17 protein-coding genes are annotated in these 21,570 nt (G+C 59.3%); 14 read left to right on the top strand and 3 right to left on the bottom strand.

From position 1 onward, the window contains the following. The first annotated feature begins 54 nt into the window (after positions 1-54). Positions 55-1,245 (top strand): YbfB/YjiJ family MFS transporter, encoded by a 1,191-nt coding sequence (locus AMM41_RS15220; RefSeq protein WP_089960780.1) that lies wholly within the window; start codon positions 55-57, stop codon positions 1,243-1,245. 30 nt (positions 1,246-1,275) lie between these two features. Then, the gene (gene ycaO, locus AMM41_RS15215) at positions 1,276-3,066 is read left to right on the top strand and encodes a 30S ribosomal protein S12 methylthiotransferase accessory factor YcaO (protein WP_194944818.1); all 1,791 of its coding nucleotides are present in this window, start codon (positions 1,276-1,278) and stop codon (positions 3,064-3,066) included. A gap of 3 nt (positions 3,067-3,069) precedes the next feature. Here ycaO and AMM41_RS15210 read toward each other — a convergent pair whose 3' ends face one another. Then, complete coding sequence (locus AMM41_RS15210) at positions 3,070-3,777, bottom strand: VOC family protein (protein ID WP_089960711.1); 708 nt, start codon at positions 3,775-3,777, stop codon at positions 3,070-3,072. Then, positions 3,774-4,322 (bottom strand): C40 family peptidase, encoded by a 549-nt coding sequence (locus AMM41_RS15205; protein WP_089960707.1) that lies wholly within the window; start codon positions 4,320-4,322, stop codon positions 3,774-3,776. The genes AMM41_RS15210 and AMM41_RS15205 overlap by 4 nt, the downstream gene beginning before the upstream one ends. A gap of 123 nt (positions 4,323-4,445) precedes the next feature. Between AMM41_RS15205 and AMM41_RS15200 the strand changes: the two genes are divergently transcribed. From AMM41_RS15200 to AMM41_RS15160, 9 genes are all read left to right on the top strand, one after another. Beyond that, positions 4,446-5,051, top strand: a complete 606-nt coding sequence (locus AMM41_RS15200; protein WP_089960704.1) for an isochorismatase family protein — start codon at positions 4,446-4,448, stop codon at positions 5,049-5,051. A gap of 789 nt (positions 5,052-5,840) precedes the next feature. Further along, positions 5,841-7,739: a propionate--CoA ligase gene (locus tag AMM41_RS15195; RefSeq protein ID WP_089960700.1), complete on the top strand. Its 1,899-nt coding sequence runs from the start codon at positions 5,841-5,843 to the stop codon at positions 7,737-7,739. A gap of 215 nt (positions 7,740-7,954) precedes the next feature. Next, a complete protein-coding gene (locus AMM41_RS15190; protein ID WP_089960697.1) occupies positions 7,955-10,822 on the top strand; it encodes a 2-oxoglutarate dehydrogenase E1 component in 2,868 nt (955 codons plus the stop codon). 69 nt (positions 10,823-10,891) lie between these two features. Continuing rightward, on the top strand, positions 10,892-12,145 hold the full coding sequence (gene odhB / locus AMM41_RS15185; RefSeq protein WP_089960693.1) for a 2-oxoglutarate dehydrogenase complex dihydrolipoyllysine-residue succinyltransferase: 1,254 nt from the start codon (positions 10,892-10,894) through the stop codon (positions 12,143-12,145). Between the two features lie 60 nt (positions 12,146-12,205). Beyond that, positions 12,206-13,633 carry a dihydrolipoyl dehydrogenase gene (gene lpdA, locus AMM41_RS15180; protein WP_089960773.1) on the top strand — a complete coding sequence of 476 codons (1,428 nt, stop codon included), beginning with the start codon at positions 12,206-12,208 and terminating at the stop codon, positions 13,631-13,633. Between the two features lie 114 nt (positions 13,634-13,747). Beyond that, positions 13,748-14,845, top strand: a complete 1,098-nt coding sequence (zapE, locus tag AMM41_RS15175; protein ID WP_089960688.1) for a cell division protein ZapE — start codon at positions 13,748-13,750, stop codon at positions 14,843-14,845. Next, positions 14,842-15,258, top strand: a complete 417-nt coding sequence (locus AMM41_RS15170) for a hypothetical protein (RefSeq protein WP_089960685.1) — start codon at positions 14,842-14,844, stop codon at positions 15,256-15,258. Before zapE ends, AMM41_RS15170 begins: the two co-directional genes overlap by 4 nt. Next, a complete protein-coding gene (locus AMM41_RS15165; RefSeq protein WP_228769302.1) occupies positions 15,255-15,485 on the top strand; it encodes a YdcH family protein in 231 nt (76 codons plus the stop codon). The genes AMM41_RS15170 and AMM41_RS15165 overlap by 4 nt, the downstream gene beginning before the upstream one ends. A 95-nt stretch (positions 15,486-15,580) precedes the next feature. Then, positions 15,581-17,608: an ATP-dependent DNA helicase gene (locus tag AMM41_RS15160; RefSeq protein WP_228769306.1), complete on the top strand. Its 2,028-nt coding sequence runs from the start codon at positions 15,581-15,583 to the stop codon at positions 17,606-17,608. Here AMM41_RS15160 and AMM41_RS15155 read toward each other — a convergent pair. Next, positions 17,577-18,383, bottom strand: coding sequence for an outer membrane protein assembly factor BamD (locus AMM41_RS15155; protein ID WP_089960678.1), 807 nt, complete (start codon positions 18,381-18,383; stop codon positions 17,577-17,579). The two genes, AMM41_RS15160 and AMM41_RS15155, sit on opposite strands and share 32 nt — an antisense overlap. A 94-nt stretch (positions 18,384-18,477) precedes the next feature. Between AMM41_RS15155 and AMM41_RS15150 the strand changes: the two genes are divergently transcribed. The 3 genes from AMM41_RS15150 to AMM41_RS15140 all read left to right on the top strand — a co-directional run bounded on the left by AMM41_RS15150 (position 18,478) and on the right by AMM41_RS15140 (position 21,510). Next, positions 18,478-19,431, top strand: a complete 954-nt coding sequence (locus tag AMM41_RS15150; RefSeq protein WP_089960767.1) for an RluA family pseudouridine synthase — start codon at positions 18,478-18,480, stop codon at positions 19,429-19,431. 133 nt (positions 19,432-19,564) lie between these two features. Beyond that, positions 19,565-20,305 carry an SMC-Scp complex subunit ScpB gene (gene scpB, locus AMM41_RS15145; protein ID WP_089960675.1) on the top strand — a complete coding sequence of 247 codons (741 nt, stop codon included), beginning with the start codon at positions 19,565-19,567 and terminating at the stop codon, positions 20,303-20,305. A 5-nt stretch (positions 20,306-20,310) separates the two neighbouring features. Beyond that, complete coding sequence (locus tag AMM41_RS15140) at positions 20,311-21,510, top strand: pseudouridine synthase (protein ID WP_089960671.1); 1,200 nt, start codon at positions 20,311-20,313, stop codon at positions 21,508-21,510. Positions 21,511-21,570: the final 60 nt, after the last annotated feature.

The raw sequence follows: 21,570 nt of genomic DNA, 5'->3' as shown, positions 1-21,570 counted from the left end.
TTGAATCGGGCCAGCCTCAGGCCACAATAGTGGAGATTGACCGACACCCTGCCCATGCCCTCCACACCCATTACCCGTCCCCTGCAAGCCTGGCAAGTCATGTTGGGGGGCATTTGTGGCCTGGTGCTGACCATTGGCCTGGCCCGTTTTGCCTACACGCCCTTGTTGCCCGCCTTGCAGGCACAAACCGGTTTGAACGATGCCGCTGCCGGAGGCTTGGCCGCCATCAATTACGCGGGCTACATCGTGGGGGCCTTGGTCACGGCCTGGATGGACGATGTGCGTTGGCGTCACCGTTTTTACAGTGCAGGCCTGTGGATGGCCTTGCTCACCACGGCAGCCATGGCGCTGTCGAGTTGGTTGCCCGCTTGGGGGCTGTGGCGCTTTTTGGGCGGTCTGTGCGGGGCCACCGGCATGCTGCTGGGCTCGGGGCTGGTGCTGGGCTGGCTGATGCGCCAAGGCCGCAGGCCAGAGCTGGGGGTGTTGTTCATTGGTCTGGGGCTGGGCATTGTGGTGTCGGCGCTGGGTGCCTGGGTCTTGTCGGGCATCTGGACGCTGTGGTCGGACCAGTGGTTGGCCTTTGCCGCTTTGGGGTTGGTGTTTTTTGTGCCGGCCTGGTTGTGGCGACCGCCCGTGCCGCCCGCACCCATCGCTGCAGCCGCTGCTCAGGCGCAGCCTCAAGTCTCGCGCCGCTGGATGGTGACCATGGCGCTGAGCTATTTTGCGGCGGGCTGGGGATTTGTGATCAGCGCCACCTTCACCGTGGCCATTGTCGAGCGCGAACCGGCTTTGGCCGGGCAGGGCGCTTTGGCTTGGGCGCTGGTGGGGCTGGCGGCCATGCCAGCCGTGTTTTTGTGGGACCGCGTGGCCAGAAAGTTGGGCGATATCCCGGCCTTGCTGTTGGCCTTTGGCCTGCAGACCGTGTCCATCGTGCTGCCCGCTTTGTCGGGTTCACTGACCGCAGCGCTGATCGGTGCTCTGGGTTATGGGGCGACTTTCATTGGCATCGTGAGCTTGACCTTGGCCTTGGTGGGGCGGCGTGCGCCCCAAAACCCGGGCAAGGCCATGGCCCGTTTGACGCTCAGCTATGGCGCAGCGCAAATGATCGCGCCCGTTGTGGCCGGGGCCATGGCGCAGGCCACGGGCAGTTTCAAGGGGGCTTTGTGGCTGACGGCCGCCGTGATGGTTGTGGGCATGGCGCTGTTGACCACTTTGCCCAAAGACGCCGGGCCATCACTTGATTGAAAACGGCCCTGGCTGAGTTTGGCAGGCAAAATGCAAGCTCGTCCAGATGGACGCAACCCCGACAAGGCCCTTGCCGTGAATCCTCAAAGTTACATTCCTGGCAAAGACGCACCGCTGGAAGCCACGATCCAAACCCTGCAGGCCAAGCTGCAATCGATGGGCTTTCACATCGAAGAAAAAAACTGGCTCAATCCGGTCGAGGGCATTTGGTCGGTGCACATCCGCGACCGTGATTGCCCGATGTTGTTCACCCTGGGCAAGGGCACCAGCCGCCTGGCTTGCTTGGCCAGCGCTTTGGGGGCATTTGTTGAGCGCCTGTGGACCAACTCTTTCTGGACCCACTGTTACCTGGGGCCCGACATCGCCAACCACGACTTTGTGCATGACCCGCAAGAGCGCTGGTTTGATCTGCCCGAGGACGATGTGTGGCCCCCAGGCATCCTGAACCAAGAGCTGCATGCCTTCTACAACCCCGAGGGCAGCATTCCTGCCCGCAGTTTGGTTGACTTCAACTCGGGCCACGAAGAACGCGGCATTTGCACTCTCCCGTACGTGCGTCAGCGTGATGGCAGCACCGTGTACATGCCGGTCAACATCATGGGCAATTTGTATGCGAGCAATGGCATGTCGGCGGGCAACAGTGCGGCCGAGGCCCGCACGCAAGCCTTGTCCGAGGTGTTTGAACGCCACATCAAGGCCCGCATCATCGGTGAGGGCCTTTGTTTGCCCGACGTGCCCGAGGCCGTTATCAAGCGCTACCCGCGCATTGCCGCAGGCGTGGCCGCGTTGCGGGCGGAAGGCTTTGGCATTTTGGTCAAAGACGCCTCGCTGGGCGGGCAATACCCGGTGTTGAACATGACCTTGTTGCACCCGCAAGACCAAGGCTGTTTGACCAGTTTTGGGGCGCATCCGCGGTTTGAGGTGGCCCTTGAAAGGGCACTGACCGAGTTGCTGCAAGGCCGTGCGCTCGACAGCCTCAAGGGCTTTGCGCCACCCACTTTTGACCTGGAAGAGGCGGCCAGCGCCAGCAACATCGAGCGTCATTTTGTGGATTCAAGCGGCAAGATCCACTGGAACTTCCTGAGTGAAATTCCGCACCATGTGTTTGTGGACTGGAACTTTTCGACCACCACGACGCAAGACTATGTCTGGTTGATCAGCAAAATCCACGAGGAAGGCTTTGACATTTACATCTCGGATTTGGAGCACTTGGGTGTGTATGGCTGCCGCATTTTGGTGCCCGGCATGTCTGAGATTTACCCGGTGGATGACCTCGATTTTGAGAACAACAGCATGGCCAACCCGATGCGCGAGGCGATTTTGAACCTGAGCGATTTGGGCGATGACGAGTGCGAAGATTTGTTGGCCAGTCTGAACGAGTCAAGCCTGCCCGACCCAGGCCCGGTGGCCGCTGCCATCGGCATGGTGGCCGATGCCGGGACGTTTTGGGCCGATTTGCGGGTGGGTGAGCTCAAAACTCTGCTGGCGCTGGCCTCGGGCAATGAGGAGGCCACGCTCGAAGGCTGTGAGTGGATTCGCCATTTTGACCCCATCGCTGCGCAGCGGCGTGCGGTCTATGCCTGTGTCGAGACCCTGATTCAGCTGTCAGACGGGGGCAACACCGGGCCTTATTTGTCCGCTTTGCGCCAGTTGTATGGGGCCTCTGCTGTGGGGCAAGCCCAAGCCTTGATTGCACAAACTGACCGATTCATGGGCCTGTCAGCCCCGGGTTTGCAAATGGACGGCTGCGCCATGCACCAAAAACTGCTGCTCGCTTACAGCAAAGTGCAGTCCATGAAAGCCCAAGACCTCAGAGCCTGATGCTCACAGCCCCATGCTTTGCAGTTGAACCAAGCCTTTGGGGGTTTGCAGGGTGGCCACGATGTTGGCGTCACCGGCTTGAACGCTGACACCTTGCAAGCCGATCGATTCATAGGCGGCTTGCAGTTTGGTGGCGCTTGGGTGGCTCACGGTCAGGCTTTGCAAGGTCACGCCCGAGCGTGGCAGGCTGTTGCGGGGGTGCAGTCGCAGGGGTTCGGCTGAATCGGGTTTGCCCCACTGAATCAGGGTGGGCAAAGTGCCGTTGAACAAGCGCTCACCGTCATCCCGCACGGTGATTTGCCAGTTCAGGGTGCCTTTGCTGGACTTGCGGCTGGCGTGCACCACCTGACCGCGTTCGATGCCTTGGCTGCGCAACTGGTGCCTGGCGGTTTTGATGTCGTCGGTGCTGCTGACAAAATGAATCAGCCGTGGGCCTTGTTGTATGGCTTTTTGCAGCGAAACATCGTCCATGTCGAACCAGCGAGGCACTTGTGAGCGCTTGGGAATCACGGCATCGGGGTTGATGGCAATGATTTCAAAGTAGGCCAAGGGGTAGTTGGGCGTGGCGATCTTGAACAAGCGGTTGTGGGTGCCGTATTTTTCGTGTTCACCACCCGCTGCAGGGGTGATGCCCAAAGTGTCTTGGCACCACTGCACGCCAACGTCCAACGACGAGGCCATGACCACCAAGTGGTCGATTTGTGTTTTCATGGTTTTGTAGGTTCGCTGTCCAAAGGGAGCCGACGGGCCCCGTTGAAGCGTTTTTGCCAATAAGCGCTGCGCATGTCTTCAATCTTGACCGATTTGCCTGCACGGGGGGCGTGAATGAATTTGCCATCTCCGACGTACATGCCGACATGGCTGAAGGCTCGCCTCATGGTGTTGAAAAATACCAGATCACCCGGTTTGAGTTCTTCTCGCTCAATGACTTCGGTGCTGCGGGCTTGCTCTTCGGCACGACGAGGCAGCAGTTGACCGACCGATTTTTCGTAAAGGTGGCGCACAAAACCACTGCAATCAAAGCCCGAGCTTTCGCTGGAGCCACCGCGCTTGTAGGGGACGCCCAACAAGTCCATGGCCTGCATGACCATGCCTGTGGCTTTGCTGCTGGCCTTGTCTTTGGCTTGGCTCAGTTGTCCACCAAATTGGGTCACCAAACCGGTTTCAAGCGCTGCTTGCACCTCCTCATCGGACGGCGCAGACAAGGCCACGGGGCTGACCAAGCAAATAACAGTGAGGGGGATCCACCAACGCATAGTGTTCAAGCATAACTGATGTTTTTCTTTTTTTGACTCGCAAGTGGGCAACCTAGGGGATGCCCTGAATGGAAAGATGGCGGTGCTGCGACAATCCAAGCTCAAAAGCTATCGGGAAAAAACATGTTGATCAATGCAGACGAAAGCCAATTGGTGTTGGTGGATTTTCAGGCTCGCCTCAAGCCTGCAATGCTGGACGCCGATGCGGTGTGGGCCAATGCCGCTCGCTTGGCGACTTTGGCGCAGGCCTTGGAGGTGCCGACTTGGGGCACAGAGCAAAATCCGTCGCGTTTGGGTGAGATGCCCCCCGACATCCGAAGTCACTGCCGCCAGGTGCTGGCCAAAATGCAATTCAGTGCTGTTGAAGAAGGTCTGGGTGAATGGTTGCAACCCGAGCCACCCCAGGCCCCGCGTGGCAACGCCCGCAGTTTGCCGCGCCACCTGCAAAAGCCCCAAGCCGCTGCGCAGGAACGCAAAACGATTGTGTTGGCCGGTTGTGAGGCGCATATTTGCTTGATGCAAACCGCCCTGGATTTGCTGGAAGACGAGTTTGAAGTGTGGGTGGTGACCGATGCCTGCAGTTCGCGCACCGAGCGCAACCGCGATGCAGCCTATGACCGTTTGGCCGGGGCGGGGGCCGAACTGGTGACCGCTGAGATGGTGGCGTTTGAGTGGGTCCGAACGGCTGAGCACCCCGATTTCAAGCTGTTGCAATCTCTTTTCAAATGAAGTGATTTGTAGGCACCGCCCCCGGGGGGATGAGCCGTGGTCTGCGTGGCGTGATCGCGACGAGGGCGTCGTTCAACAAGTTCAGTCATTGGCCAGCGGCCCCGGCATTCACTATTTGTAGGAGCCCCGCCCCCGGGGCGATGGGCCGTGGTCTGCGAGGTTTGATCGCGACGAGGGCGTCGCTCCTACAGGTTCAGTCATTGGTCAACGGCCCTGGCATCCACTTTTTGCAGGAGCCCCGCCCCAGGGGCGATGGGCCGTGGTCTGCGAGGCTTGATCGCGACGAGGGCGTCGCTCCTACAGGTTCAGTCATTGGTCAACGGCCCCGGCATCCACTATTTGCAGGAGCCCCGCCCCCGGGGCGATGGGCCGTGGTCTGCGAGGCTTGATCGCGACGAGGGCGTCGTTTCAACAAGTTCAGTCATTGGCCAGCGACCCCGGCATCGACTTTTTGCAGGAGCCTCGCCCCCGGGGGGATGGGCCGTGGTCTGCGAGGCTTGATCGCGACGAGGGCGTCGTTTCAACAAGTTCAGTCATTGGCCAGCGGCCCCGGCATTCACTATTTGTAGGAGCCCCGCCCCCGGGGCGATGGGCCGTGGTCTGCGAGGCTTGATTGCAATCAGGGTGTCGCATCGACAGGGCAGGCGTCCTTTTTAACTTCATTGGCTGGCCGTTAAAGTCAGCTTCTTGCAAGTCCCTTGGCCATAATTATGAATTCAGAAGTGCAGGGCGGTACGTGAGCAGCGCCCCTTCCTCGGTTTCAACTTGGTGGGTTTTCAGGAGACATCCATGGGCAATTTCGCAGAATTTCACGCCCGGTCGATCAACGACCGTGACGCTTTTTGGGCCGAGCAGGCCAAACTGGTGGACTGGAAAGTTCAGCCGCAGCAAATCTGCGATTACAGCAATCCGCCCTTTGCCAAGTGGTTCGTGGGGGGCGAAACCAACCTGTGCCACAACGCCGTGGACCGCCATTTAGCCGATCGCGCCGACCAGCCTGCATTGATCTTCGTTTCGACCGAGACCGATCAGGAAAAAACCTACACCTACCGTGAACTGCATGCCGAAGTGCAGCGCATGGCTGCCATCTTGCAAGACCTGGGCGTGGTCAAGGGCGACCGCGTGCTGATTTACATGCCCATGATCGCCGAGGCGGCTTTTGCCATGCTGGCCTGTGTGCGCTTGGGGGCCATCCACTCGGTGGTGTTTGGTGGTTTTGCCTCGCACTCGCTGGCCACCCGCATCGAGGACGCTTCGCCAAAGGTCATCATCAGCGCCGATGCCGGTTCGCGCGGTGGTAAAGCCGTTTCCTACAAGCCGCTGCTTGACGAAGCCATCAAGCTCTCGGCCCACAAACCAGCCAACGTGATCATGGTGGACCGCCAACTGGTTGCTTTCACGCCCGTGGCCGGCCGCGATGTGGACTACGCCACCGAGCGTGCCAAGCACATGGATGCGGTCGTGCCTTGTGTGTGGGTCGAATCCACGCACCCCAGCTACACGCTCTACACCTCGGGCACCACCGGCAAGCCCAAGGGCGTGCAGCGCGACACCGGGGGCTACACCGTGGCCTTGGCCGCCAGCATCCCCAATGTTTTTGAAGGCAAGCCCGGCGGCACCTTTTTCTGCACCAGCGACATCGGCTGGGTGGTGGGCCACAGCTACATCATCTACGGCCCGCTGATTGGCGGCATGGCCACCATCCTCTACGAAGGCCTGCCGATTCGCCCCGACGGCGGCATCTGGTGGAGTTTGGTCGAGAAGTACAAGGTCCAGGTCATGTTCAGCGCCCCTACGGCCATCCGGGTGCTCAAAAAGCAAGACCCTGCGCTGCTCACCAAGTACGACCTGTCGAGCCTGCAGGCCTTGTTCCTGGCTGGTGAGCCGCTGGACGAGCCCACCGCCAAGTGGATTTCTGAAGGACTGAACGGCAAGGCCATCATCGACAACTACTGGCAGACCGAAACTGGCTGGCCGATTTTGAGCATTTGCAACGGCGTGGAGAAAGCGCCCAGCAAGTTCGGCTCGCCCGGCAAGGCGATTTATGGCTACAACGTCAAGCTGGTCGACGACCAGACGGGCGAAGAGTTGACCGGCGCCAATCAGAAGGGCGTGCTGACCATCGAAGGCCCACTGCCTCCCGGCAACCTGCAAACCATCTGGGGCGATGACGAGCGTTTCGTCAAGACTTACTGGAAAACCGTTCCCAACAAATTGGTCTATAGCACCTTTGACTGGGCGGTGCGTGACGAAGACGGCTACTACTTCATTCTGGGCCGCACCGACGACGTGATCAACGTCGCTGGTCACCGCCTGGGCACCCGCGAGATCGAGGAAAGCATCTCCAGCCACCCCAACGTGGCTGAAGTGGCCGTGGTCGGTGTGGCCGACCAGCTCAAAGGGCAGGTGGCCATGGCGTTTGCCATTGCCAAGGACACCTCGGGCCTGACGGATGCGGCAGCACGCTTGAAGCTTGAAGGCGAAGTCATGAAGGTGGTGGACAGCCAGCTCGGTGCGGTGGCCCGTCCGTCGCGTGTGTTCTTTGTGACCGCATTGCCCAAGACCCGCAGCGGCAAACTGCTGCGCCGCGCTATTCAGGCTGTGGCCGAAGGGCGCGATCCTGGCGACCTGACCACCATGGACGATCCTGCCGCTTTGCAGCAGATCGTCGATCAGATCAAAGGCTGATGCCCTGGGCCCCGTTTTTCGGGGCCTTTTTTTATTCTGCAAAGGTTCTCTCCAAACGCCTGTAAGTTAGACATCGGACAAGCCATGGCACAATGCGCGCTGTACTTAGGCCCTTCCCCTGCCACAGTCGCATCCGCCAACCGGTCCAGCCGTGTCGCGGAAGGTATATATCAACCAACTAATGTTTCCCAGAGGGAAACGGAGGTCAGCGAATCATGAGCGAGACAAATTCCGTCTACTCCGCCTATTCAGGCAATACCCATCTCTTCGGGGGCAACACCCCCTACGTCGAAGAGATGTATGAAAACTATTTGGCCAATCCTGGCAGCGTGCCCGATTCCTGGCGCGACTACTTTGACGCCTTGCAGCACGTTCCCGCAGTCGATGGCTCCAACGCCAAAGACGTGCCCCACCAGCCCGTCATCAATGCTTTTGCCGAACGCGCCAAAGCCGGCGGCACCAAAGTTGTCATGGCCAGCGCCGACGTTGAAATGGGCCGCAAGCGCACTGCCGTTCAGCAGCTGATCGCCGCTTACCGCAACGTGGGCCAACGCTGGGCCGACCTGGACCCGCTCAAGCGCACCGAGCGCCCCAATATTCCTGACCTCGACCCCGCTTTCTTTGGCTTCACCGATGCCGACCAGGAAACCGTGTTCGACACGAGCAACACCTTTTTTGGCAAGAACAACATGTCCTTGCGCGAGTTGCTCAATGCGCTGCGCGAGACCTATTGCGGCACCTTGGGCGCCGAGTACATGTACACCACCGACCAAGCTGAAAAGCGCTGGTGGCAGCAAAAGCTCGAAAGCATCCGCAGCAAGCCCAACTTCACATCGGACAAGAAAAAGCAGATCCTCGACCGCCTGACGGCTGCCGAAGGTCTGGAGCGTTATTTGCACACCAAATACGTCGGCCAAAAGCGATTCTCGCTCGAAGGGGGCGAGAGCTTCATCGCCGCCATGGACGAGTTGATCCAGTCGGCAGGTGCCCAAGGCGTTCAGGAAGTCGTGATCGGCATGGCCCATCGTGGCCGCTTGAACGTTTTGGTCAACACCATGGGCAAGCTGCCGGCCGACTTGTTTGCCGAGTTCGACCACACCGCCCCGGAAGAACTGCCTGCCGGTGACGTGAAATACCACCAAGGTTTCAGCTCGGACGTGAACACCGTCGGTGGTCCTGTCCACTTGTCGCTGGCCTTCAACCCCTCTCACCTGGAAATTGTGAACCCTGTGGTCGAAGGCTCGGTGCGTGCCCGCATGGACCGCCGCGATGACCCCTTGGGCAAGCAAGTGTTGCCCGTGCTGGTGCACGGCGACGCCGCTTTCGGTGGCCAGGGCGTGAACCAGGAAACCTTTGCCTTGGCCCAAACCCGTGGCTACTCCACAGGCGGCACGGTGCACATCATCATCAACAACCAGATCGGTTTCACCACCTCTGACCCGCGCGACATGCGCTCGAGCGTGTTCTGTACCGACATCGTCAAGATGGTCGAAGCACCGGTCTTGCACGTCAACGGTGACGATCCCGAGACCGTGGTCCTGGCCACTCAGCTGGCTTTGGAATACCGCATGACGTTCCAAAAAGACGTGGTGCTGGACGTGGTGTGTTTCCGCAAACTGGGTCACAACGAGCAGGACACCCCTGCGCTGACCCAGCCGCTGATGTACAAAAAAATCGGCGCACACCCTGGTACGCGCAAACTGTTTGCCGACAAACTGGCCACACAAGGCTTGGGCGAAACCATTGGCGACGACATGGCCAAGGCCTACCGCGCGGCTTTGGACGCAGGCAAGAACACCACCGAGCCGGTGTTGACCAACTTCAAAACCAAGTTCACCGTGGACTGGGCGCCCTTCATGGGCAAGAAGTGGACCGACGCAGGCGACACCTCCATCCCCTTGGCCGACTGGAAACGTCTGGCCGAGAAAATCACCACCATCCCTGAGTCGGTCACACCGCACCAGTTGGTCAAAAAGGTGTACGACGACCGCGCCGCCATGGGCCGTGGCGACATTCCAGTGGACTGGGGCATGGGCGAACACATGGCCTTCGCCTCGCTGGTGGCCAGCGGCTACCCTGTGCGTTTGTCGGGCGAAGATTGCGGCCGTGGCACCTTCACCCACCGCCACGCCGTCATTCACGACCAAAAGCGCGAAAAGTGGGACACCGGCACCTACGTCGCCCTGCAAAACGTCTCTGACAAGCAGGCCCCCTTCACCGTGATCGACTCGATCCTGTCCGAAGAAGCGGTGCTGGGTTTTGAATACGGTTACGCCTCCAACGACCCCAACACCCTGGTGATTTGGGAAGCGCAGTTCGGCGATTTTGCCAACGGCGCTCAAGTGGTGATCGACCAATTCATTGCGTCTGGCGAAGTCAAGTGGGGCCGTGTGAACGGCCTGACCTTGATGCTGCCGCACGGCTACGAAGGCCAGGGCCCTGAGCACAGCTCGGCCCGCGTCGAGCGCTTCATGCAGTTGGCGGCCGACACCAACATGCAGCTCGTGCAGCCCACCACGGCCAGCCAGATCTTCCATGTGCTGCGTCGCCAGATGGTGCGTGACCTGCGCAAGCCGCTGGTCATCTTCACGCCCAAGTCGCTCCTGCGCAACAAGGATGCCACCAGCCCGGTGTCCGAGTTCACCAAGGGCAGCTTCCAGACCGTGATTCCCGAGAACAAGGCGCTCAAGGCCGACAAGGTCAAGCGCGTCATTGCCTGCTCGGGCAAGGTGTACTACGACCTGGTCAAGCAACGCGAAGCCAAGGGTGCTGACGACACCGCGATCATCCGCGTGGAACAGCTCTATCCCTTCCCGCACAAGGCTTTCGCGGCCGAGATCAAGAAGTACCCCAACGCCACCGACATCGTGTGGTGCCAGGACGAGCCGCAGAACCAGGGCGCCTGGTTCTTCATTCAGCACAACATCCACGAGAACATGCTCGAAGGTCAAAAGCTCGGTTATGCCGGTCGCGCAGCGTCCGCGTCACCTGCGGTGGGTTACTCACACCTGCACCAAGACCAGCAAAAAGCACTGATCGAAGCGGCCTTCTCGAAGCTCAAGGGCTTCGTGCTGACCAAGTGAACCAGCGTCTGGCGCTGAGGGTTCAGCGCCAGACCCCTCGATAAACGACCAACGCATAACGGAAACATCATGGCCATCGTAGAAGTCAAAGTCCCCCAACTGTCCGAGTCAGTGGCTGAAGCCACCATGCTGCAGTGGAAAAAGAAAGTCGGTGAAGCGGTTGCTGCCGACGAAATCCTGATCGAAATCGAGACCGACAAAGTCGTGCTCGAAGTGCCCGCGCCCGCTGCTGGTGTGATCTCTGAAATCCTCGTGGCCGATGGCGGCACCGTGGCCGCAGAGCAATTGATTGCCCGCATCGACACTGACGGCAAGGTCGGTGCAGCCGCTGCACCCGCTGCAGCTGCCGCCCCCGCTGTGAGCGCAGCAGCCCCTGTGGCCGCCGCAGCCTCCACGGGTGGCAGCATGGCCGGTGTGGCCATGCCCGCCGCTGCCAAACTCATGGCTGACAACAGCTTGGCCGCTGGCTCGGTGGCCGGTTCTGGCAAAGACGGCCGCGTGACCAAGGGTGACGTGCTGGCCGCTGTGGCCGGCGGCGTCAAGTCGACCGCGGCCGTGATTCCCACAGGTGTGCCCACCAAGACGCTGCCTCAGGTGTCGGCCCCTGCGGTCAACCTGGGCGATCGCCCAGAGCAGCGCGTGCCCATGACACGTCTGCGTGCCCGTGTGGCCGAGCGTTTGCTGCAGTCGCAGTCGACCAACGCCATCCTGACCACCTTCAACGAAATCAACATGGCCCCGGTCATGGACATGCGCAAGCGCATGCAAGACCGTTTCGAGAAGGAACACGGTTGCAAGCTGGGCTTCATGAGCTTCTTCGTCAAGGCCGCTGTGCACGCCCTGAAGAAATTCCCCGTGCTCAACGCCTCGGTCGACGGCAACGACATCGTGTACCACGGCTACTTTGACATCGGTATCGCGGTGGGCTCACCTCGCGGTTTGGTGGTGCCGATTTTGCGCAACGCCGACCAGATGAGCTTTGCCGAGATCGAAAAGAAGATCGCCGAATTCGGCCAGAAGGCCAAGGACGGCAAGTTGGGCATCGAAGAGATGACCGGCGGCACTTTCTCCATCTCCAACGGCGGTACTTTTGGCTCGATGATGTCCACCCCCATCATCAACCCACCCCAGTCGGCCATTTTGGGCGTGCACGCGACCAAAGACCGCGCCATGGTGGAAAACGGCCAGGTCGTGGTTCGCCCCATGAACTACTTCGCCATGTCTTACGACCACCGCATCATTGACGGCCGCGAAGCTGTCTTGGGCTTGGTCGCCATGAAGGAAGCTCTGGAAGATCCAGCTCGCCTCTTGTTCGACATCTAAATCCCCTTGTTTTGAATGCCCCCTGCCCAGGGGGCGTTTTTCATCCAGAAGACCTATCTCATGAGCAAACAATTCGACGTCGTTGTCATCGGCGGTGGCCCCGGTGGCTACATCGCAGCCATCCGTGCTGCACAACTCGGTTTCCAAGTCGCCTGTATCGACGAATGGAAAAACGCTGCCGGTGGCCCTGCGCCCGGCGGTACCTGCACCAACGTGGGTTGCATCCCCTCCAAGGCGCTGCTGCAGTCCAGCGAGCACTTTGACCATGCCAACCACCACTTCGCCGAGCACGGCATCACTGCCACGGACGTGAAGATGGACGTGGCCAAGATGATTGCCCGCAAAGACACCGTGGTGAAGCAAAACAACGACGGTATCTTGTATTTGCTCAAGAAAAACAAGGTCACCTTCTTCCACGGTCGCGGCAGTTTTGTGGGCAAGGCCGAGGGCGGCTACACGCTGCATGTGGCGGGCAAGGCCGAAGAGGACATCACGGCCAAGCAAGTCATCATCGCCACCGGCTCCAACGCCCGTGCGCTGCCTGGCACGCCGTTTGACGAAGTCAATGTGTTGTCCAACGACGGCGCTTTGCGCGTGGGTGCTGTGCCCAAGAAGCTGGCCTTGATTGGTTCCGGCGTGATCGGCTTGGAAATGGGCTCGGTCTGGCGTCGCCTGGGTGCAGAAGTCACCATCCTCGAAGGCCTGCCCACATTCCTGGGCGCAGTGGACGAGCAAATCGCCAAAGAAGCCAAAAAGGCTTTTGACAAGCAAGGCTTGAAGATAGAGCTGGGCGTGAAAGTCGGCGAGATCGTCAACGGCAAGAAGGGCGTCACGGTCAACTACACCAACGCCAAGGGCGAAGCGGTGGTTTTGGATGCCGACAAGCTGATCATTTCGATCGGCCGTGTGCCCAACACCATCGGCTTGAACACCGAAGCCGTGGGCCTGCAGCTGGATGAGCGCGGCGCGGTGGTGGTGGACGCCGACTGCAAAACCAACTTGCCTGGCGTGTGGGCGGTGGGTGACGTGGTGCGTGGCCCGATGCTGGCGCACAAAGCCGAGGAAGAGGGCGTGGCCGTGGCCGAACGCATCGCGGGCCAACACGGGCACGTCAACTTCAACACCATCCCTTGGGTCATTTACACCAGCCCCGAGATCGCTTGGGTCGGTCGCACCGAGCAGCAGCTCAAGGCCGATGGCGTGGCTTACAAGGCCGGTTCGTTCCCGTTCCTGGCCAATGGCCGTGCACGTGCCTTGGGCGACACGACCGGCATGGTGAAGATGTTGGCCGATGCGACCACTGACGAGATTTTGGGCGTGCACATCGTGGGCCCACAAGCCTCCGAGTTGATCGCCGAAGCCGTGGTGGCCATGGAATTCCGCGCCAGCGCCGAAGACATTGCCCGCATTTGCCACGCGCACCCTTCTTTGAGCGAGTCCACCAAAGAGGCCGCTTTGGCGGTGGACAAGCGCAGCTTGAACTTCTAAGACCTTGACGCTCCCGACACTGCAGCGCCGGGTGAGTTGGGTTAAAGTTCTGCATCCCTGAAAACCCGGGCCTGGTCCCGGGTTTTCTCATTTGATTTGAAGAGCAAGCCATCCATGTCCGTTCGTGCAGTTTACGAAGAAGAACTCCTAAAACGCGGTTATCAAAGCGACCCTGCTCAGTTGCGGGCCATCGAAGCGCTGGAGCGCTGTGCCCAAGAATGGGCGGCCTACAAATCCAAACGCTCAGGTCTGCTGGGCAAGTTTCGCAGCCGACCTGAAATCCCCAAAGGGGTTTACATGTTTGGCGGCGTGGGGCGCGGCAAAAGCTTCTTGATGGACTGTTTTTTTGCCGCTGTGCCCATTCAGCGCAAAACCCGCCTGCACTTCCACGAGTTCATGCGCGAAGTGCACCGTGAACTGGCAGCCATTCAGGGTACCGTCAACCCCTTGGACGAATTGGGCAAGCGCATGGCCAAGCGCTATCGCTTGATTTGTTTTGACGAGTTCCATGTGGCCGACATCACCGACGCCATGATCTTGCACCGCTTACTGGTGGCACTGTTTGACAATGGCGTGGGCTTTGTCACCACCTCCAACTTCGAGCCGGATGGCCTGTACCCCGACGGCCTTCACCGCGACCGCATCTTGCCCGCCATCGCTTTGCTGAACCAGCGCATGCAGGTGCTCAATGTGGACAACGGCACCGACTACCGACGCCGCACCCTGGAGATGGTCAAGCTTTACCACACGCCTTTGGGTGATCAGGCCGATGCCGAGATGAACGATGCCTTCACACGGCTGGCCACTGGACCTGATGAAGAACCGGTGCTGCGCATCGAAGCGCGTGACATCACGGCCAAACGACGATCAGGCGATGTGGTTTGGTTTGATTTCCGTGCGATTTGTGGGGGCCCACGCTCGCAAAATGATTACCTTGAAATTGCCACGCAGTACCACACCGTTTTGTTGAGCAATGTGCCGCACATGCCCGTCAGCATGGCCTCTGAAGCGCGGCGCTTTACCTGGCTGATCGACGTGTTGTATGACCGCAGGGTCAAGTTGATCATGTCGGCGGCCGTGCCACCCGAGGGCCTCTACACCAGTGGACCCATGTCACATGAGTTTCCGCGCACGGTGTCTCGTTTGCATGAAATGCAGTCCAGCGAGTTCCTGGCACTTGAGCACCGCACAGTGGACACCCAACTGACATGATGCGCAGACTTGGCTGGTTCATGGTGATGGCGTTGTTGGTGCACACAGGCCATGCATGGGCCCAAAGTGCACGTTCCTTCAATGACACCGGGCTTGACACCCCTTTGCCCACAATGCAGCAGGCGCAGCCGGTGCCCGTTGATGACTTGCCTGAGGTCATGGCTCGCCAAAGAGCGCATTTGCAAGGGGAGCGAGAGGCCGTCTTGATGGTTTATGAATCGCAAAAGAAACTTTGTTGGCAAAAATTTGCGGTCAACCCTTGTCTCAACGATGCCCGTCGTCAGCGCCGGCAAGCCTTGCATCCACTGAAGGAGCAGGAGTTGTCCTTGAATGCCCAAGAGCGTTTGTGGCGCACCGAGCAGCGTAATTTGCGTTTGCAAAACAAAGCGCCAGAGCCCAAGGATCCGTCATGAGCGATGCTCGTTTTTTGGGGGTGTTGCAAGACTTGCGATCTCCCCAGCGTCAGTTGATTGAGTTGCAAATGGAGCACGCCGATCTGGACGCCCTGATCGATCAAGCGGCTTTGTCGGCCAAGCCATTGGACGATTTGAGTTTGCGCCGATTGAAAAAAAGACGTCTGGCCTTGCGTGATCACATGGCGCAATTGCAATGGCAACTCTCGCCCAAGGAGCCCGCTTGAATTTGTTGGACCAACGTGTGGCAGACACTTTGTCGGACCAGGGGGTTTTGGCCCAAGCGGTGCCTGGATTTCAGCCGCGACAAGGGCAAACCGACATGGCCATGGCCGTCAGCCGCGTGGTTCAAGAGGGGGGGCAGTTGGTGGTGGAGGCCGGCACAGGCACGGGCAAAACATACGCTTACCTGGTGCCTGTTTTGCTCAGTGGGCAAAGGGCGTTGGTCTCGACGGCCACCAAAGCCTTGCAAGACCAATTGTTTTCGCGCGACATTCCCCGTTTGGTCCAGGCCCTGGGCTTGCCCATCCGCGTGGCTTTGCTCAAAGGACGTTCCAACTATTTGTGTCTGCACCGCATGGGCCAAGCCCGGCACAGTCCCGAGTCGGTTCAGCCAGGGGCTCAACAGGCCTTGGCCAAAATTGAACTGTGGTCCCAGTCCACCCGCACGGGCGACATGGCCGAGTTGACTGGGCTCGACGAACGTTCGGGTCTGTGGCCATGGGTCACATCGACCCGGGACAATTGTTTGGGTTCAAGCTGTCCCAGTTACCGAGCTTGCCACGTCAATTTGGCCCGCAAGGAAGCCATGGCTGCCGATGTTGTGGTCATCAACCACCATTTGTTTTTCGCAGACATGGCGGTGCGTGAGTCAGGTGTTGCCGAGCTTTTGCCCACGGTGAGGGTCACGGTGTTCGATGAGGCACACCAACTCAATGAAATCGGGGTCAACTTTTTGGGCCAACAATTGTCAACGGTGCAGTTGCACGAGCTGTGTCGCGACGTGCTGGCCGCGGGCTTGCAACTGGCGCGTGGATTGGTGGATTGGCCACTGATTTGCAGCAGCTTGGAAAAGGCGACCCGTGATTTGCGCTTGGCCGCTGGCCAGCACCGAGGCTCTGTGCGATTGCGTTGGATCGGCGCTCATCCTGAGGGTTTGGAGCCTGAGGCATGGTCTTTGGCCTTGCAAGCCCTTTCTCAGGCGCTGATGAATGTGCAGCAAGGCTTGGACATGGTCACCGAGTTGGCCCCTGATTTTCAACGCTTGGCAGATCGCACCCGCGAGTTGTTGGAGCGGGCCGCTTTGTTTGCGGATTTGCCCAATCCCGAAGGGGTACGTTGGGCCGAGGTCAGCTCGAGTTTGACCTTGGTGGAGTCTCCACTGGACATTTCTCAGGCTTTTGAAGCCTTGACCCGCACCCCGACGCCTCCAGTCGACACTGCTGGGGTGCACCCATCGGCTGAATGCGAGCTGGACCCACTCGACGATGCTCTTGAGGCTGGCCAAGACCCGTCGGCCGAGACCGAGGCACCTTCCGCAGCGGCTCAGCGGGCCTGGATTTTCACATCGGCCACCTTGGGGGATGAGCCGAGCCTGCGTTGGTTCACCGAGCCTTGTGGCCTGAGCTCAGCTCAGGTTCTGCAGGTCGGCAGTCCTTTCGATTACGCTCAGCAAGCGGCCTTGTATGTGCCCACCCATTTGCCCCGACCGGGGGACCCTGGGCATGCCCAGCAAGTGGCGGAGTTGGTTTTGGCCGCCGTGCAGATTTTGGGGGGGCGCACATTGGTGTTGACCACCACCTTGAATGCCATGCGCCAAATTGGTGAGCACCTCCAGACCCATGGCGATGCGGCCAAGAACATCGAGGTGCTGGTACAAGGTCAAAGCCCCAAGCGTCGCTTGATGGAGCGCTTCAGGCAGGGCGGTGGCTCTGGCGATGCCCAAGGATTGGGTGGATGCGTTTTGGTGGCCTCTGCGTCTTTTTGGGAGGGTTTTGATGTGCCGGGAGATGCGCTGCAGTTGGTCATCATCGACAAGCTGCCCTTCCCACCCCCTGGTGACCCTCTGTTTGAGGCCCGCAGTCAGCGCATCACGCAACAAGGCCGCAGTGCATTTGCCGACCATTCATTGCCCGAAGCGGCGGTGGCGCTCAAGCAAGGGGCAGGGCGGTTGATTCGCAGTGAGACCGATCGGGGGATTTTGGTGGTTTGCGACAAGCGCTTGGTGGGCATGTCCTACGGTCGCAGGTTGGTCAAGGGCTTGCCGCCCATGCGCCGCCTGGAGGACCATGAGTCGTTCCTCGAGGCGTTGCATCAACTCACCACAGACGCCACCCACGCGCGTTCTTGACCGCGCCTTCGGACTTGAGGTAGTCCGATTGAGGGAAGCTTTTTTCAAGCACCCGTTTGGCGTCGTTGCTCAAAGCGCTCATGCCCATGGCGTTGTAGGAGCTGACAAGGATGGCCAGGGCTTCTTCGATGGCCGGCACACCTTGGTAATCGGCAATGGCTTGTTGGGCACGGTTGATGGCGGCCACATGTGCGCCTCGGCTGGCGTAATAACGGGCCACATGCACCTCGTAGGCCGCCAGCGAGTTGACGATGTGCGTCATCCGTTGACGGGCATCGGGGCTGTATTTGGATTCCGGAAAGCGTGAGCTCAACTCGCGAAAAGCCTCGAACGAGTCTTTGGCCGCCTTTTGGTCACGCTCGGACAAATCTTGCCGCGTGATGAAAGAAAAAAGGCCCAAGTTGTCGTTGAAGTTGACCAGTCCTTTGAGATAAATGGCGTAGTCGATGGCCGGGCTGGTGGGGTGCAGTCGGATGAAGCGGTCAAGCGTGGCGATGGCTTGAATTTTGTCCCCGGTTTTGTACTGTGCAAAGGCCTTGTCAATTTGGGCTTGTTGGGCCAAGACCGTGCCTGCAGCACGCCCTTCGAGCTTTTCGTAGTAGCCGATGGCCTTGTCCCAAGCCCCGGCATTGGCTTCATCACGGGCCTCGCTGTAAATTTTTTCTGGCGACCAGCCTGCTGTAGCGTCTTTGGGGGTGTTGGCGCAGCCGCTCAGAAAGAGTCCCGCAGTCAAAGCCAAGCCGACTGGAACCATCGATAATCTGAAGCTTCGCATCTGTGACACCCTTGTACTGTTGAACCCCTTGATTATATCGACCCCCCCCACGGCAGATGAGTCCCGCAACTTGCTGGACGACGGCGAACGTGTCATGGACACCCTTGATGTGGAGGTTCGCCAGATTCAGGTGCCCATGGGGCTGCACGGGCAGCGCCTGGACCGCGCATTTGCCACCTTGGTGCCCGAATTTTCCCGCAGTTATTTGCAGCAATTGATCGAGCAAGGCGATGCGCTGGTCGATGAGCGCGTTACCACCAAGGTGTCCACCAAGGTGCGTTTGGGGCATCGCCTGCAAATCACCTTGCGCGCCACCCCTCAATCGCAGGCTTTTGTGCCCGAGGAAATGCCCATTGAGGTGGTGTACGAAGATGCGCATTTGAGGGTCATCCACAAACCTGCCGGCTTGGTGGTTCATCCTGCGCCTGGCAATTGGCGTGGCACCTTGCTCAATGGTTTGTTGGCTTTGGACCCGGGGGCCTTTGACGTGCCCCGAGCTGGCATTGTTCACCGCCTGGACAAAGACACCAGTGGATTGATGGTGGTGGCCAGGACCCGTCAGGCCATGGATGCGTTGGTGACTCAGATCGCGGCGCGAGAGGTGCGAAGGCAATACCTGGCCATCGCTCACAAAGCTTGGATGGCTTCTTCACCTTTGACGGTAGAGGCCGCCATCGGGCGTGATCCTGCCAATCGCTTGCGCATGGCGGTGGTCGATCTGACATTTCAACATGGCAAAACGGCCTCGACCACCATCGATTTGCTGGCGCAATCCGAGCGGGCCTGTTTGGTGGAGTGCACTTTGCATACCGGGCGCACCCACCAAATTCGTGTTCACATGGCGCATGTGGGTCACCCCTTGTTGGCCGATGAGGTGTACGGCGGAGCCGCTGCAGCGGGCATGACCCGTCAAGCCTTGCATGCTTGGCATTTGGCCTTCAAGCACCCCATCACGGGCCAGTTGATCGATTTGACCTCCAAGCTGCCCCAAGACATGCAAACTGCGGTGCAGGTTCTGGGCCTCGGTTACAATGCCGACCTTGGTTGAAACCCTTGATGTGATTCAAGCGGATTTCATTCCTTCAAGTTTTTAGCACTTGGGGGTTTTTCAGATCGACGGCCAGCCCTGCAAGATCTGCTTTACAACGCCGTGAGGCGTTTTTTTCCGAAAGATTGACACCATGAACATGGCGCAAGCCAAGCGTGTCCTGGAAACGGCTTTGCTGACAGCGGGCCAGCCTTTGTCCTTGCGTGACATGCGCGTTTTGTTTGACGATGCCATCGGGTCTGACACCCTGAGGCAAATGCTGCAAGACCTGCAATTCGAATGGACCCACAAGGGCCTTGAATTGACCCTGGTGGCCAGTGGTTGGCGCTTCCAAAGTCGCCCGGAGTTGCGGCACCACCTGGACCGATTGCACCCCGAAAAACCGCCCAGATACACCCGGGCTGTTCTGGAGACTTTGGCCATCATCGCCTACCGTCAGCCTGTGACTCGAGGTGACATGGAAGACATTCGAGGGGTCACCATTGGGTCTCAAATCATCAAGCAACTGGAAGACAGGGGTTGGGTCGAGGTCATTGGGCACCGTGAAACGGTGGGCCGACCGAGTTTGTTTGCCACCACCCGGCAGTTTCTGGATGATCTGGGTTTGAGTTCTCTTGACCAATTGCCTTTGTTGTCACAGCCAGATGCGCAACTGCCTGATTTGGCGGGCATGATCGATGAGGCCCCTGCACAAGCCACTTTGTCTTTGGACGATGCGCTGGCTTTGTTGCCCGATCCTGTTTTGTCGCCTGCGGTGGCGCCCACGACGCCTGAGCCGGTGGATGTGCAAGCTGCCGATCATTTGCCAACCTCCTTACCCCCTACATTGCAGACAGGCCCACTGCCTGATGCACCCTCTGATCAAGAGAATTGAACAACATGAACAAGCCCACAGTCGACTCCAAGAGCCAAGCCAAAAGCGTTTACGCTGCCCGAAAAGCCGGGTCTACACCGATGGCTGCGACCCCCTACAAAGGCATTGACTTGTCAGACGTGATTTCGGGGCAATACGACGCTGAAGAGGCCGTCGATGCGCCCGAATCCGAGGGGGGCAAGCGTGTCTTGGCGCCCCAGTTTGACTCGCCCAAATTGCACAAAGTGCTGGCCCAGGCGGGCATGGGTTCCCGACTTGAAATGGAAAAGCTCATCGCCGAGGGGCGCATTTCGGTGAACAACGAGTTGGCCCATGTGGGGCAACGTGTTCAACACGGTGATCAAATCAAGGTGGATGGCAAGCCGCTTCGCATTCGCATTGATCCGCCGCCTGCTCGTGTTTTGGCTTACCACAAGCCCGCAGGTGAGATCGTCAGTCACGACGATCCACAAAATCGACCTTCGGTGTTTCGAAAATTGCCCAGATTGCAAAATGGCAAATGGCAATCAGTGGGTCGTTTGGATTTGAATACCGAAGGCTTGTTGCTGTTCACCAGTTCTGGCGAGTTGGCCAACCAGTTGATGCACCCCCGATTTGGTTTGGAGCGTGAGTATGCGGTGCGCGTTTTGGGGGCCTTGAGCAAAGACGAAAAACAAAAATTGCTCGATGGCGTGATGCTTGACGATGGTTTGGCTCAGTTTGGCTCCATCGAAGACGGCGGGGGCGAGGGCTCCAATTGCTGGTACCGGGTGACCATTTCTGAGGGACGTAACCGTGAAGTTCGCCGAATGATGGAGTCGGTCGGTCACGCCGTCAGTCGCTTGATTCGCATCCGCTACGGCGCCATGGTTTTGCCCCACGGTTTGCGTCGTGGCGCTTGGCTTGAATTGGACGAGGCAGACATTCGATCTTTGATGCGGGCAGCGGGGGGGGCAGAGCGGCCTCGGCCCGTCACTGAGTTGCCTTCCAGAACCAACCGCAACGATCGCCGACCACGCACCGGTGGTCAGGGCAGGGCAGGAACGGCGGTGCCCAGAGCCAAACCCGCAGCCAAACCCAATATGTTGCCAGGGGGCTCGGGTTTGCCTTCAACCGAAAGTGCCAAGCCGTCCAAGTCTTATATTGGTGCAGAAAGCTTCAATCGTTTGAAAAAAGCGGCCAGTGCACCTGGCCGAGGTGGTCGAGGCGGTGGTCGCAGTCGCTGATGTCAGATTTCCCTAGGTTCACTTGGGGCTTGGGGTATTTGGGGCCTTGCAGAGGGTAGA

It is taken from the genome of Limnohabitans sp. 2KL-3 (genome assembly GCF_001269405.1).
In the GTDB taxonomy this organism is placed as follows: Bacteria; Pseudomonadota; Gammaproteobacteria; order Burkholderiales; family Burkholderiaceae_C; genus Limnohabitans_A.
Note: the sequence above shows the minus strand (reverse complement) of the source record. Positions and strands in the feature narration are given on the sequence as shown.